This window comes from Streptomyces sp. NPDC058308, assembly GCF_042880275.1.
Taxonomy (GTDB): domain Bacteria; phylum Actinomycetota; class Actinomycetes; order Streptomycetales; family Streptomycetaceae; genus Streptomyces.
Genome location: NZ_JBHVZA010000014.1, coordinates 52515 through 66424, shown reverse-complemented (window position 1 = coordinate 66424; position 13910 = coordinate 52515). Strand labels below are relative to the sequence as shown.

General features: G+C 70.7%; 11 protein-coding genes, 1 tRNA gene and 1 pseudogene. 4 read left to right on the top strand and 9 right to left on the bottom strand.

The window, feature by feature from the left end; all coding sequences use genetic code 11:
* The first annotated feature begins 190 nt into the window (after positions 1 to 190).
* Complete coding sequence (locus tag ACFVYL_RS20230; protein ID WP_389717869.1) at positions 191 to 967, top strand: LuxR C-terminal-related transcriptional regulator; 777 nt, start codon at positions 191 to 193, stop codon at positions 965 to 967.
* On the opposite strand, the gene tamR is transcribed toward ACFVYL_RS20230, so the two are convergent.
* Complete coding sequence (gene tamR, locus ACFVYL_RS20225; RefSeq protein ID WP_389717866.1) at positions 926 to 1423, bottom strand: MarR family transcriptional regulator TamR; 498 nt, start codon at positions 1421 to 1423, stop codon at positions 926 to 928. The genes ACFVYL_RS20230 and tamR overlap by 42 nt on opposite strands.
* Positions 1424 to 1533: 110 nt before the next feature.
* Here tamR and ACFVYL_RS20220 point away from each other — a divergent pair, with 110 nt between their 5' ends.
* Positions 1534 to 2355 carry a trans-aconitate 2-methyltransferase gene (locus ACFVYL_RS20220; protein WP_389717863.1) on the top strand — a complete coding sequence of 274 codons (822 nt, stop codon included), beginning with the start codon at positions 1534 to 1536 and terminating at the stop codon, positions 2353 to 2355.
* Positions 2356 to 2363: 8 nt separating this feature from the next.
* On the opposite strand, the gene ACFVYL_RS20215 is transcribed toward ACFVYL_RS20220, so the two are convergent.
* Complete coding sequence (locus ACFVYL_RS20215) at positions 2364 to 3050, bottom strand: TetR/AcrR family transcriptional regulator (RefSeq protein WP_389717861.1); 687 nt, start codon at positions 3048 to 3050, stop codon at positions 2364 to 2366.
* Positions 3047 to 4084, bottom strand: a complete 1038-nt coding sequence (locus tag ACFVYL_RS20210; protein WP_389717858.1) for an acyl-CoA desaturase — start codon at positions 4082 to 4084, stop codon at positions 3047 to 3049. The genes ACFVYL_RS20215 and ACFVYL_RS20210 overlap by 4 nt, the downstream gene beginning before the upstream one ends.
* Positions 4085 to 4372: 288 nt before the next feature.
* On the opposite strand from ACFVYL_RS20210, the gene ppc reads away from it, so the two are divergent.
* Complete coding sequence (ppc, locus tag ACFVYL_RS20205; protein WP_389717855.1) at positions 4373 to 7117, top strand: phosphoenolpyruvate carboxylase; 2745 nt, start codon at positions 4373 to 4375, stop codon at positions 7115 to 7117.
* Between the two features lie 133 nt (positions 7118 to 7250).
* Here the strand turns inward: ppc and pth are convergent, their stop codons facing one another.
* The 6 genes and pseudogenes from pth to ACFVYL_RS20175 form a co-directional block, all read right to left on the bottom strand.
* Positions 7251 to 7853 (bottom strand): aminoacyl-tRNA hydrolase, encoded by a 603-nt coding sequence (pth, locus tag ACFVYL_RS20200; RefSeq protein WP_389717853.1) that lies wholly within the window; start codon positions 7851 to 7853, stop codon positions 7251 to 7253.
* Positions 7854 to 7948: 95 nt separating this feature from the next.
* Positions 7949 to 8542 carry a 50S ribosomal protein L25/general stress protein Ctc gene (locus ACFVYL_RS20195; protein ID WP_389717851.1) on the bottom strand — a complete coding sequence of 198 codons (594 nt, stop codon included), beginning with the start codon at positions 8540 to 8542 and terminating at the stop codon, positions 7949 to 7951.
* Between the two features lie 183 nt (positions 8543 to 8725).
* Positions 8726 to 9700 carry a ribose-phosphate diphosphokinase gene (locus tag ACFVYL_RS20190; RefSeq protein WP_358776299.1) on the bottom strand — a complete coding sequence of 325 codons (975 nt, stop codon included), beginning with the start codon at positions 9698 to 9700 and terminating at the stop codon, positions 8726 to 8728.
* A gap of 113 nt (positions 9701 to 9813) precedes the next feature.
* On the bottom strand, positions 9814 to 11247 hold the full coding sequence (gene glmU / locus ACFVYL_RS20185) for a bifunctional UDP-N-acetylglucosamine diphosphorylase/glucosamine-1-phosphate N-acetyltransferase GlmU (RefSeq protein WP_389718177.1): 1434 nt from the start codon (positions 11245 to 11247) through the stop codon (positions 9814 to 9816).
* 179 nt (positions 11248 to 11426) lie between these two features.
* A tRNA-Gln gene (locus tag ACFVYL_RS20180) sits at positions 11427 to 11501 on the bottom strand.
* A 26-nt stretch (positions 11502 to 11527) separates the two neighbouring features.
* Positions 11528 to 12405 (bottom strand): annotated as a pseudogene (locus ACFVYL_RS20175) (hypothetical protein).
* A 167-nt stretch (positions 12406 to 12572) separates the two neighbouring features.
* Here ACFVYL_RS20175 and ACFVYL_RS20170 point away from each other — a divergent pair.
* A complete protein-coding gene (locus ACFVYL_RS20170; protein WP_389717849.1) occupies positions 12573 to 13898 on the top strand; it encodes a sensor histidine kinase in 1326 nt (441 codons plus the stop codon).
* Positions 13899 to 13910 lie beyond the last annotated feature (12 nt).

Genomic DNA, 13910 nt, shown 5'->3' with positions numbered 1-13910 from the left:
GGTGGGGGCCGGTACTGATCAGGGGGCGAGACAGTCGGGTACGGCGCCCGGCGTGGGGGTGGCGCTCACAGCACGGCGGCGGCCGTGCGGCCGCGTTGTCTCCCGCCCCGGGCGCCGTACCCGCACCAACCGTTCTCCGATGAAGGGGTATCCCCTGCTCCTTGGCAGGAGCGTGGGGGAGGGGGTTTCTGTGGTTCGCATTCGAGTCCTGGTCGTCGACGACCACCGCATCTTCGCCGAGTCGCTGGCCGCCGCACTCGCGGCCGAACCCGACGTCGACGTGTCCGCGGCGGGCAGCGGTCCCGCCGCGCTGCGCTGTCTGGAACGGGCGGTCACCGAAGGGCGCAGGTACGACGTGCTGCTCGTCGACGCCGACCTCGGCGGCACCGCGAGCGCCCTGCAGGGCTTCCGTCCGGCCGTACCCGTCCAGGAGAACAACGCCGACGGGCTCGTCGACGGCATCTCCCTGGTGGCGGGCGTCCGTTCGGGCCAGCCCGCCGTGCGCACCGTGGTGCTGGCCGAGAAGGACGACCCGCGCCGTGCGGCGCTCGCCCTGCAGGCGGGTGCCTCGGGCTGGGTCGCCAAGGACTGCTCGCTGTCCCGGCTGCTCACGGTCATACGGGGCGTCCTGCGCGACGAGACGCACCTGCCGCCCGCCCTGCTCACCGGCGTGCTGCGCGAGCTGACCGCCGCCCGCAAGCACCGCACCGAGTCCGAGCGCCTGGTGGAGTCGCTGACCCCGCGCGAGCGCGAGGTGCTGCGCTGCATGGTCGCGGGCCTGGGCCGCAAGGCCGTCGCCGAGCGGCTCTTCCTCTCCCCGCACACGGTGCGCACCCACATGCAGAACGTGCTGGGGAAGCTGGGCGTGCACTCCACGCTCGCCGCGGTGGCGCTGGCCCGGCGCGCGGGCGTCGGCCCGGCCGACCTAGCCGGGGATGTTGTCGAACGGGGCGGTCAACTGGCGTAGCAGCGCGGCCAGTTCGCCTCGCTGGGCGCGGGAGAGCTCCGCGAGGATGGCCCGCTCCTGTTCGAGCAGCCCGGCGAGGGCCTGGTCCGCGCGGTCCTGTCCCTCGGCGGTGAGGCGGACGAGGACGCCGCGCCGGTCGCTCGGGTCGGGCAGGCGCTCGACGAGCCCCTTCTTCGCCAGGCGGTCGATGCGGTTCGTCATCGTGCCGGACGTGACGAGCGTCTGGGTCAGGAGCTGGCCGGGCGAGAGCTGGTAGGGCGCGCCCGCGCGCCGCAGCGACGTCAGGACGTCGAACTCCCAGGGCTCCAGGTTGTGCTCGGAGAAGGCGAGTCTGCGGGCGCGGTCCAGGTGCCGCGCGAGCCTGCTCACGCGGCTGAGCACCTCGAGTGGTTCCACGTCGAGGTCAGGGCGCTCCCGGCGCCACGCTGCGACCAGCCGATCGACCTCGTCCTCCATGACGATCAGTGTAGGGGGTCTGTCGACATGAAGTCTCTTGACATCGAGATACTTGGTGGTGAAGATGGCTAAGGGAGTCGTTCCCCGCGTCGTCTTCGAGGAGGCCCTCCATGCCCGCAGCAGCCGCCACCTGGGACCCCCACCAGTACCTCCGCCACGCGGACCACCGCTCGCGCCCCTTCGTCGACCTGCTCGCCCGGGTGCCCGCACTCCCTGCCACCGGCCGCCCGCCCCGCATCGCCGACCTCGGCTGCGGCCCGGGCAACGTCACCCGGCTCCTCGCCGAGCGCTGGCCCACCGCACACATCACCGGCTTCGACAACTCCCCGGAGATGCTCGCCAGGGCGGAGCGCCTGGCGGGCCCCACGGCCGGCGGCGGCCGCCTCGACTTCGCCCCCGCCGACGCCACGCGGTGGACCCCGGCCCGGGCCACGTACGACCTGATCCTCTCCAACGCGACCCTCCAGTGGGTCCCCGGCCACCCCGGTTCCTTCCCCGCCTGGACCGACGCCCTGGTGCCCGGCGGCACCTTCGCCTTCCAGGTGCCCGGCAACTTCGACGCCCCCAGCCACGTGCTGATGCGGGAACTCGCCGCCTCACCCCGCTGGCGCGACCGCCTCGGCGAGGCCCTGCGCCACGCGGACGCGGTCCTCACGCCGGGGGAGTACCTGGAGCGGCTCGCGGATCTCGACTGCGAGGTCGACGCCTGGGAGACGACCTACCAGCACCTCCTGCCCGGCGACGACCCGGTCCTCGACTGGGTGAAGGGCACGGGCCTGCGCCCGGTCCTGACGGCCCTGGCGGACGACCCGGCGGCGACGGAGTCGTTCCTGGCCGAGTACCGGACCCTCCTGCGCGAGGCCTACCCGTCCACGCCCCACGGCACGGTCTTCCCGTTCCGGCGGGTGTTCGCGGTGGCCCGCAAGGCGTGAGGCGAAGGTCAGCTCTTGCGGTGGCCTATCAGGCGCGGCTTCGGCTCCAGGCCGTCCAGGCCGTGCCAGGCCAGGTTGACCAGATGGGCGGCCACCTCCGCCTTCTTCGGTTTGCGGACGTCCAGCCACCACTGGCCCGTCAGCGCGACCATGCCGACCAGCGCCTGCGCGTACAGCGGCGCCAGCTTCTGGTCGAAGCCGCGGCCCTTGAACTCCTGGCCCAGGATGTCCTCGACCTGCGTCGCGATGTCGGAGATCAGGGACGCGAAGGTGCCGGTGGACTGCGCCACCGGCGAATCGCGGACCAGGATGCGGAAGCCGTCCGTGTACGTGTCGATGTAGTCGAGGAGGGCGAAGGCCGCCTGTTCGAGGAGCTCGCGCGGGTGGCCCGCCGTCAGTGCCCCCGTCACCATGTCGAGCAGCGCCCGCATCTCGCGGTCCACGACCACCGCGTACAGGCCCTCCTTGCCGCCGAAGTGCTCGTACACGACCGGCTTGGAGACCCCGGCCTTCGCCGCGATCTCCTCCACCGACGTGCCCTCGAAGCCCTTGGCGGCGAAGAGCGTGCGGCCGATGTCCAGCAGCTGTTCCCGGCGCTCGGCGCCCGTCATACGGGTCCGCCGGGCCCGCCGGGGCTGCTTCTCTTTGCTGGAGGGGCTGGGATTGCTGGAGTCGGTCGCCACGTCGTCAATCATGCCGCGTCTGACGCGTGTGCCTCGCGGCGGGCATCGGCCGCACCCCCGGACCTGCGGCGCGCGTCGATGCGCGACTGCGAGGGCCACCGCACGTCGGACGCCCAGCCCAGCTGCTCGCACCAGCGGATGATCCGCGCGGAGGAGTCGATCTGGCCCTTCATCACGCCGTGCCGCGCCGACGTCGGGTCGGCGTGGTGCAGGTTGTGCCAGGACTCGCCGCAGGACAGCACCGCGAGCCACCACACGTTGCCCGAGCGGTCACGGGACTTGAAGGGACGCTTGCCCACCGCGTGACAGATCGAGTTGATCGACCACGTGACGTGGTGCAGCAGCGCGACGCGGACCAGCGAACCCCAGAAGAAGGCCGTGAACGCGCCCCACCACGACATCGTCACAAGGCCGCCCACCAGCGGCGGGACACCCAGCGACACGATCGTCCAGAACAGGAACTGCCGGGAGATCCGCCGGATCGCCGGGTCCCTGAGCAGATCAGGGGCGTACTTCTCCTGCGACGTCCGCTCCTCGTCGAACATCCAGCCGATGTGCGCCCACCACAGGCCCTTCATCAGCGCCGGGACCGTCTCGCCGAACCGCCAGGGGGAGTGCGGGTCGCCCTCCGCGTCGGAGAACTTGTGGTGCTTGCGGTGGTCGGCCACCCAGCGGACCAGCGGGCCCTCCACCGCCATCGACCCCGCCACCGCGAGCGCGATCCGCAGCGGCCGCTTCGCCTTGAAGGAACCGTGCGTGAAGTAGCGGTGGAAGCCGATGGTGATGCCGTGGCAGCCCAGGAAGTACATGAAGACGAGCAGGCCGAGATCCAACCAGCTCACCCCCCACCCCCAGGCCAGCGGCACGGCCCCCAGCACGGCGATGAAGGGAACGACGATGAAGAGGAGCAGGGTGAGCTGTTCGAGTGAGCGCTTCTGCTCGCCGCCCAGTGTCGCGGGGGGCAGCGGGGCGCCGGGGGCACCGGTCGTCCGCGAAGCGTTTTCGATCACATCGGTGTCGGAGTACGCATCGGAGCTTGTCGTCATGGGCACGTCCACTGTGGGGTCGAGGGCTGAGGTGGGATCAGTGCACGGGCACGGTTCCCGCAGCGGCTGCCAGGCCGCGTTTCCTACGGTTCCGTAACCTACGGCGACGTAAGTATGGCAGTGCGGAGCTCCGCGGCAAGAGGCCGCGAGGTCCGGGCCCGGAGTGACACCTATCCTGGGGATCGGTCGGACAGCGCGGTCCGCTCTGTATCTCCCCCGGGTACCCATATCCCCACCGGGGACCCCTCCCAGTCTTGAAGCGCTTCAACACTGCAAGGAGCCGCACCTGTGAGCAGTGCCGACGACCAGGGCCAGCAGGCCAACAGCAACGCCAGCACCGAGCTGCGCGCCGACATCCGCCGCCTGGGCGACCTGCTCGGCGAGACCCTCGTACGCCAGGAGGGGCCCGAACTCCTCGAACTGGTCGAAAAGGTCCGCAGTCTGACGCGCGAGGACGGCGAGGCCGCCGCCAAGCTCCTCGGCGGCACGGAACTGGAGACCGCGGCCAAGCTGGTCCGCGCCTTCTCCACGTACTTCCATCTGGCGAACGTCACCGAGCAGGTCCACCGCGGCCGCGAGCTGCGCGCCCGGCGCGCGGCCGAGGGCGGACTGCTCTCCCGCACCGCGGACCGCCTCAAGGACGCCGACCCCGAGCACCTGCGCCAGACCGTGCAGCACCTCAACGTGCGCCCCGTCTTCACCGCGCACCCCACCGAGGCCGCCCGCCGCTCCGTGCTCAACAAGCTCCGCCGCATCGCCGAGCTCCTGGAGACCCCGGTCATCGAGTCCGACCGGCGCCGCCACGACACCCGACTGGCCGAGAACATCGACCTCGTCTGGCAGACCGACGAGCTCCGCGTGGTGCGCCCCGAGCCCGCCGACGAGGCCCGCAACGCCATCTACTACCTCGACGAGCTGCACGCCGGCGCCGTCGGGGACGTCCTGGAAGACCTCACCGCCGAACTGGAACGCGTCGGCGTCGAGCTGCCCGAAGGCACCCGCCCCCTCAGCTTCGGCACCTGGATCGGCGGCGACCGCGACGGCAACCCCAACGTGACCCCGCAGGTCACCTGGGACGTCCTCATCCTCCAGCACGAGCACGGCATCAACGACGCCGTCGACATGATCGACGAGCTGCGCGGCTTCCTCTCCAACTCCATCCGCTACACCGGAGCCACCGAGGAACTGCGCGCCTCCCTCCAGTGCGACCTGGAGCGGCTGCCCGAGATCAGCCCCCGCTACAAGCGCCTCAACGCCGAGGAGCCCTACCGCCTCAAGGCCACCTGCATCCGGCAGAAGCTGGAGAACACCAAGCAGCGCCTGGCCAAGGGCACCCCGCACGAGGAGGGCCGCGACTACCTCGGCACCACCGAGCTCCTGCACGACCTCACGCTCATCCAGACCTCGCTGCGCGAGCACAAGGGCGCCCTCTTCGCCGACGGCCGGATGAACCGCACCATCCGCACCCTCGCCGCCTTCGGCCTCCAGCTGGCCACCATGGACGTACGCGAACACGCCGACGCCCACCACCACGCGCTCGGCCAGCTCTTCGACCGCCTCGGCGAGGAGTCCTGGCGGTACGCGGACATGCCCCGCGAATACCGCCAGAAGCTCCTCGCCAAGGAGCTGCGGTCGCGCCGCCCGCTCGGCCCGTCCCCGGCGCCCGTGGACGCCGCGGGCGAGAAGACCCTCGGCGTCTTCCTCACCGTCAAGAAAGCCCTCGAAGTCTTCGGACCCGAGGTCATCGAGTCGTACATCATCTCGATGTGCCGGGGCGCCGACGACGTGTTCGCGGCGGCCGTGCTGGCGCGCGAGGCGGGCCTCATCGACCTGCACGCCGGATGGGCCAAGATCGGCATCGTGCCGCTCCTGGAGACCACCGACGAGCTGCGCGCCGCCGACGTCATCCTCGACGAGATGCTCGCCGACCCCTCGTACCGCAGGCTCGTGGCACTCCGGGGCGACGTCCAGGAAGTCATGCTCGGCTACTCGGACTCCTCCAAGTTCGGCGGCATCACCACCTCGCAGTGGGAGATCCACCGCGCCCAGCGCAGGCTCCGCGACGTCGCCCACCGCTATGGCGTGCGCCTGCGCCTCTTCCACGGCCGCGGCGGCACCGTCGGCCGCGGCGGCGGCCCCTCCCACGACGCGATCCTCGCCCAGCCCTGGGGCACCCTGGAGGGCGAGATCAAGGTGACCGAGCAGGGCGAGGTCATCTCCGACAAGTACCTCGTGCCGTCACTGGCCAGGGAGAACCTGGAGCTGACGGTCGCCGCCACGCTGCAGGCCTCCGCCCTGCACACGGCTCCCCGCCAGTCCGACGAGGCCCTCGCCCGCTGGGACGCCGCCATGGACGTGGTGAGCGACGCGGCCCACACCGCCTACCGCAAGCTCGTCGAGGACCCGCACCTGCCCTCGTACTTCCTCGCGTCGACGCCGGTGGACCAGCTCGCCGAGCTCCACCTGGGCTCGCGCCCCTCGCGCCGCCCCGGCTCGGGCGTCTCGCTCGACGGCCTGCGCGCCATCCCGTGGGTCTTCGGCTGGACCCAGTCGCGGCAGATCGTGCCCGGCTGGTTCGGCGTCGGCTCGGGCCTCAAGGCCCTGCGCGAGGCGGGCCTGGACACCGTCCTCGACGAGATGCACGAGCACTGGCACTTCTTCCGCAACTTCATCTCCAACGTCGAGATGACGCTCGCGAAGACGGACCTGCGAATCGCCCGACACTATGTGGACACCCTCGTGCCGGACGAGCTCAAGCACGTCTTCACCACGATCGAGGAAGAGCACGAGCTGACGGTGCGTGAGGTCCTGCGGATCACGGGTGGGGACGAACTCCTCGGCTCTCACCCGGCGCTGCAGCAGACCTTCGCGATCCGCGACGCCTACCTGGACCCGATCTCCTACCTTCAGGTCGCGCTCCTGAAGCGGCAGCGGGATGCCGCGGCGGCGGGCGAGGAGCCGGACCCGTTGCTCGGGAGGGCGCTGCTGCTCACCGTCAACGGGGTGGCCGCGGGGCTTCGCAACACGGGCTGACGCCCCCGGCCCACGTGACAGGGCCCCGCATCGCTTCGGCGGTGCGGGGCCCTGTCTGTCGTATGTCGGCTGCGGGTCCGTCGTGGCTGGTCGCGCAGTTCCCCGCGCCCCTGAGGCGGCGCTTGCGCGCCCCTCAGGAGTTGTACGTGCTCTGTGCCCGCTCAAGGCCCTCCGTGACCAGGGACTCGACCGCGTCGGCCGCCCGGTCCACGAAGTAGTCGAGCTCCTTGCGTTCCGTGGCGGAGAAATCCTTCAGGACGAAGTCCGCCACCTGCATCCGGCCCGGCGGGCGACCGATGCCGAACCGCACCCGGTGGTAGTCGGCGCCCATCGCCTTCGTCATCGACTTCAGACCGTTGTGGCCGTTGTCGCCGCCGCCCAGCTTCAGGCGCAGCGCGCCGTAGTCGATGTCCAGCTCGTCGTGGACCGCGACGATGTGCTCGGTCGGCACCTTGTAGAAATCGCGGAGCGCCGTCACCGGGCCGCCGGAGACATTCATGTACGACATCGGCTTCACGAGGATCACCCGACGGCTCGCCGGACCCGGGGCACCGATCCGGCCCTCGACCACCTGCGCCTGAGCCTTCCCGGCCCGCTTGAACTTGCCGCCCATGCGGTGCGCGAGCAAATCGGCCACCATGAACCCCACGTTGTGCCGGTTCATGGCGTAGTCGGGGCCCGGATTGCCGAGGCCCGCGATCAGCCAGGGAGCGCTGGCGTCCGTCGTCACGTGCATGTCTCCTTCATACGCCCATGTCCGGTGCGCACGCGGCAGCCGCCGCCCCCCTCAGGGAGCGACGGCTGTCGCGGTACGCGTGTGGTCGGCGAGGCTCAGGCCTCGGCGGCCGCGTCGTCGGCGGCACCCTCGGCCGGGGCCTCCTCGGCCTGCGCGGCCAGGACCTGCAGGACGACGGCGTCCTCGTCGATGGCCAGCGTGGAGCCGGCGGGCAGCGGGATGTCCTTCGCGAGGATGGACGCGCCGGCCTCCAGGCCCGCGATGGAGACGGTGACCTCGCTCGGGATGTGCGTGGCCTCGGCCTCGACCGGCAGGGTGCTCAGGACGTGCTCGAGCAGGTTGCTGCCCGGCGCCAGCTCGCCCTCGGTGTGGACCGGGATCTCGACCGTGACCTTCTCGCCGCTGCGGACGAGGAGCAGGTCGACGTGCTTCAGGATGCCGATGCGGAGGACGTCACGCTGAACGGCCTTCGGGATGGCCAGCTGGGTCTTGCCGTCGACGTCCAGGGAGATCAGGACGTTCGGCGTACGCAGCGCCAGGAGCAGGTCGTGGCCCGGGAGCGACAGGTGGACCGGCTCGGCACCGTGGCCGTAGAGAACGCCGGGGACCTTGTCCTCGCGGCGCAGACGGCGGGCGGCGCCCTTGCCGAACTCGGTGCGGGTCTCGGCGGAAAGCTTGACCTCAGGCATGTGCACTCCTCGTACAACAGGTGTCGGATGGGGTTACCCGGCCATACGACTGGCCTGCTACGAAGAGCGCGTCGATAACGGACCGCCGCACAGAAAAAGTGCGGCCTCCCTCGCCGAGCAACTCCGTGAGTCTACCCGGCGGGGAGGCCGCCCCAGAAATCGATCTTCAGATCGAGCGTCCGGTCACTGCTCCTCGAAGAGGCTCGTCACCGAACCGTCCTCGAAGACCTCGCGCACGGCGTTCGCGATCGTCGGCGCGATCGAGAGCACCGTGATCTTGTCGAGCTCCAGCTCACCCGGCGTCGGCAGCGTGTCCGTGAAGACGAACTCGCTGACCTTCGAGTTCTTCAGGCGGTCCGCGGCGGGACCCGAAAGCACACCGTGCGTGGCCGTCACGATGACGTCCTCCGCGCCGTGCGCGAACAGCGCGTCGGCGGCGGCGCAGATCGTGCCACCCGTGTCGATCATGTCGTCGACCAGGACGCAGACGCGGCCCTTCACCTCACCGACCACCTCGTGCACGGTGACCTGGTTGGCGACGTCCTTGTCGCGGCGCTTGTGGACGATCGCCAGCGGGGCGCCGAGGCGGTCGCACCAGCGGTCGGCGACGCGGACGCGGCCGGCGTCCGGCGACACGACGGTCAGCTTCGAACGGTCGACCTTCGCGCCCACGTAGTCCGCGAGGATCGGCAGCGCGAAGAGATGGTCGACGGGGCCGTCGAAGAAGCCCTGGATCTGGTCGGTGTGCAGGTCGACCGTGAGGATGCGGTCGGCACCCGCGGTCGCCATCAGGTCCGCGATCAGACGCGCCGAGATCGGTTCACGTCCGCGGTGCTTCTTGTCCTGCCGCGCGTAACCGTAGAACGGCACGATGACGGTGATGGAGCGGGCCGACGCGCGCTTCAGCGCGTCGATCATGATGAGCTGCTCCATGATCCACTTGTTGATCGGAGCGGTGTGGCTCTGGATCAGGAAGCAGTCGGCGCCGCGCGCCGACTCCTGGTAGCGGACGTAGATCTCACCGTTGGCGAAATCGAAGGCCTTCGTCGGCACGATGCCGACACCCAGCTTGTGTGCGACCTCCTCGGCCAACTCGGGGTGGGCGCGGCCGGAGAAGAGCATCAACTTCTTCTCGCCGGTCGTCTTGATCCCGGTCACAGCACTGTCTCCTCAGAGAGTTCTTCCCGCTGCCGTACTCACGCGTCCCGGTGCGTCGAGTCGGCCGAATGTGCACTATCACGGTACGCCGTGTCAGACGCACCTGTTTCCGGTCAGCTTTCGCCGCCCGGCTCCCGGGACGCCGCCTCCGCCGCCTTCGCGGCCGCGCTCCCCGGACGCTTTCGGGCCACCCAGCCCTCGATATTCCGCTGCTGGCCCCGCGCGACGGCCAGTGAACCGGCCGGCACATCCTTCGTGATCACGGACCCGGCGGCGGTGTACGCGCCGTCCCCGACCGTGACAGGAGCCACAAACATGTTGTCCGAACCCGTGCGGCAGTGGGACCCCACCGTGGTGTGGTGCTTCGCCTCGCCGTCGTAGTTCACGAAGACGCTCGCGGCACCGATGTTGGAGTGGTCGCCGATCGTCGCGTCGCCCACGTACGACAGGTGCGGGACCTTCGAGCCCTCGCCGACCGTCGCGTTCTTCATCTCCACGTACGCGCCCGCCTTGGACTTCACCCCGAGCCGGGTGCCCGGCCGCAGATACGTGTACGGGCCGACGACCGCCCGCTCCCCGATCTCCGCGCTGTCGGCGACGGTGTTGTCGACCCTGGCCCCGGCGCCCACCCTGGTGTCCTTCAGGCGGGTGTTGGGACCGACCTCGGCGCCCTTGGCCACGTGCGTGGCGCCCTGCAGCTGCGTGCCCGGCTGGACGGTCGCGTCCCGCTCGAACGTGACGGTCGCGTCGATCCACGTCGAGGCCGGGTCCACGACGGTGACGCCCGCGAGCATCGCCTCCGTAAGCAGCCGGTCGTTCAACGTGCGGCGGGCCTCGGCCAGTTGGACGCGGTTGTTGATGCCCGCGATCTCCTGGTGGTCCCCGGCGACGGCGGCACCGACGCGGTGCCCGGCCTCGCGCAGGATCCCCAGGACGTCCGTGAGGTACTCCTCGCCCTGGCTGTTGTCCGTACGCACCTTGCCGAGGGCCTCCGCGAGGAGACGGCCGTCGAAGGCGAAGACCCCCGAGTTGATCTCGCGGATCGCGCGCTGCGACTCGGTGGCGTCCTTGTGCTCGACGATCGCCGTGACGGAGCCGTTCGCGCCGTCGCGCACGATGCGGCCGTAGCCGGTCGCGTCCGGCACCTCGGCGGTCAGCACGGTCACGGCGTTCCCGTCGCCCTCGTGCACCGCCGCGAGCTGTTCGAGCGTCGCGCCGGTCAGCAGCGGGGTGTCGCCGCAGACGACGACCACCGTGCCGTCGACCGAACCGCCGAGCTCCTCCAGGCCGATGCGCACGGCGTGCCCCGTGCCGTTCTGCTCGGCCTGGTAGGCGGTGCGGACCTGCGGGGCGACGGCCGCGAGGTGTTCGCGCACCTGCTCGCTCTGGAAACCGACGACGGTCACGAGCTGCTCGGGCGAGAGCGCGGAGGCGGCGTGGAGCACGTGCCCGATGAGGGAGCGGCCACAGATCTCGTGCAGGACCTTGGGAAGGTCCGACTTCATACGGGTGCCCTCACCCGCTGCGAGGACGACGACGGCTGCCAGTGGGGTCTCCCCTGCGGGAGCGGAGCCGACTGCTCGGGGAAGGGTTGCGCTCACGGGGGTGCCCTTCGGCTTCGGATGGCTTGGGGTGCCTGGTGGGGTGGACATCCGCAGGATACCGGGGCGTAGAAGGGGAGAAATGAGGGCGGGTCCCGACCTTGTAGGTCAGGACCCGGAACGGCTGGCTCCCCCGCCAGGACTCGAACCCGGACAGATGGCACCAAAAGCCACAGTGCTGCCAATTACACCACGGGGGAATGAATCGGCTAAACCGGACATTTGGTCAGGTCGCCGAATCGGCACCCAACACTATGCCGTACCAAGCGCCTTCGACGCGACGGTAGAGATCGGCACTTTGCTTCACATAGATCACCAGGCACCCGTGGTACGCGTCCGCCGTGTTCTTGCGCGTGGTGCGGGGGTTGTGTCTCTTCAGGGTCGGCTTGTTGAAGGCGGACACGTCGACACCCGCACCTCGGCCCAGTGGCGCTCCGCGGCTTGCACGTCCGCCGATTCATGGATGCTGACGCGGAAGGTCAGTCGATCGGCACCGACCCCGAGCAGCGCCAGCCAGCGCAGGTAGAGCCGGATCATGGTCGGGTCGCTGTTGATGAACTGAAGCACCTCGGTGCGGCGGTAGGGCTTGTCCTTGGTGCCTTCGGACCAGTAGAGACCCACTCCCACCAGGAACAGCTCGCGGTCGGAGAGCTTGCCGACCGCGGCGGCCGCCGAACGCTTGACCGTCTGGCGTTCGGCGTCCTGGGCGGCTCGCAGCCGGGCGAGGCCGGCGTTCATGCGTGCCTGCTGTTCTTCCGGGGTGCAGCGCGGTGCGGGCGACGGCAGGTCGCGCACCCATAGGGAGACGGAGCTCTTCGAGCAGCCCAGTTCGGCCTGGATCTCGTTGTACGTCCGGCCCTGGCGGCGCAGCGCGCGAGCCTGGTCTCGCAGGCCGTCCTTGGCCCGGGGGCGCCGGGTCCATTCGGCGGGTGGCTCCCCCTGGACCAGGCGGCTCAGGACCTCTTTGCTGTGCACGCCGAGTTCATCGGCGATCCGCCGCAGACTCAGCCCCTCCCGCCGCAACGCGACCGCCCTCTCCCGCAGTCCCTCGAAGTCCTCGTACTTGCTCTTCGGTGTGCCCCTCGCGGGCGTGATCTCCGTCATGGGGCGACCCTCGTCCGGAATGCGGACGTCCGGCGCGAAAGCAGGAACGGTTCAACAGTTCGAGGGATACCGGCAGGTTTCGCTTCCGGTCGAACAGGGCGTGTGCTGGATCACCGAGCCGGAAACTCACCGGAAAACCGGGGCGGAACGCCCGTACGCTGGAAGACATGACCACGACGGGGGACGACCGCACCACGGCCATGACCGGGCCGTGGTGGTGGGAGCGGTGGCGCGGCGCCGCGCTGGATGTGGGGCTCGCCGCGCTGTCCGCGGCGGAGTGCGGGGCGGAGGGCGTGTCCTTCGCGCGCGACTCCGGGCTGCCCGCGCCGGTGGGCATCGGCTTCGGCGTGCTCGCGGGCGCCGCACTGCTGATCCGGCGGCGCTGGCCCGTCGCCGTCGTACTGATATCGATCGCGATCACGCCCGCGCAGATGGGCGTGCTGCTCACGGTCGTGGGCCTCTACACCCTGGCCGCCTCCGAGCTGCCGCGCCGCATCACCGGGGCGCTTGCCGGGATGTCGATGGCGGGCACGCTGATCGTCGTGATGGTGCGGGCCAACCAGGACATGGCGGAGGGCAGCCCGACGATCGGCAGCGAGTTCATCCCGTTCTTCGCGGTCACCGCCGCGATCGGCGTGACCGCGCCCCCCGTGCTCCTCGGGTTGTACGTGGGGGCGCGGCGCCGCCTCGTGGAGGGGATGCGGGAGCGTGCGGACAGTCTGGAGCGGGAGCTTCAGCTGCTTGCCGAGCGTGCCGAGGAGCGGGCGGAGTGGGCGCGGAACGAGGAGCGCACGCGGATCGCCCGCGAGATGCACGACGTGGTGGCGCACCGGGTGAGCCTGATGGTGGTGCACGCGGCGGCGCTGCAGGCGGTGGCGCGGAAGGACCCGGAGAAGGCGGTCAGGAACGCCGCGCTGGTGGGGGACATGGGCCGGCAGGCGCTGACGGAGCTGCGGGAGATGCTCGGGGTGCTGCGGGCGGGCGACGGGGCGAAGAAGGAGCGGCCCGCCGAACCGTTGCCGCTGGCCGCGGTGGGGTTCGCGGCGGCCGCGGCGGCGTCGCGCATGGTGGACGAGGACGGGCCGTGTCTGGCGGAGCTGGACGAGTTGGTGGGGCAGTCCCGTGCGGCGGGCATGGCGGTGGACCTGTCGGTGCAGGGGGAGCCGCGGGACTGTTCCGCGGAGGTGGAGCAGACCGCCTACCGGGTGGTGCAGGAGGCGCTGACGAACGTGCACAAGCATGCGGCGGGCGCGAAGACGTATGTGCGCCTCGCGTATCGCGGGGCGGAGATCGCCATGCAGGTGGAGAACGAGCCGCCGCCGGAAGCGGGTAGTGATGCGCAGGACGCGCGGCTGCCCAGCGGCGGCAACGGCCTGGTGGGGATGAAGGAGCGGGTCACGGGCCTGGGCGGGGTGTTCGTGTCGGGGCCGACGGATGGCGGGGGTTTCCGGGTGTCGGCGGTGCTTCCGGCGGCGGCTGTCGCGCTGGGGTAGCGGGTAGCCGGG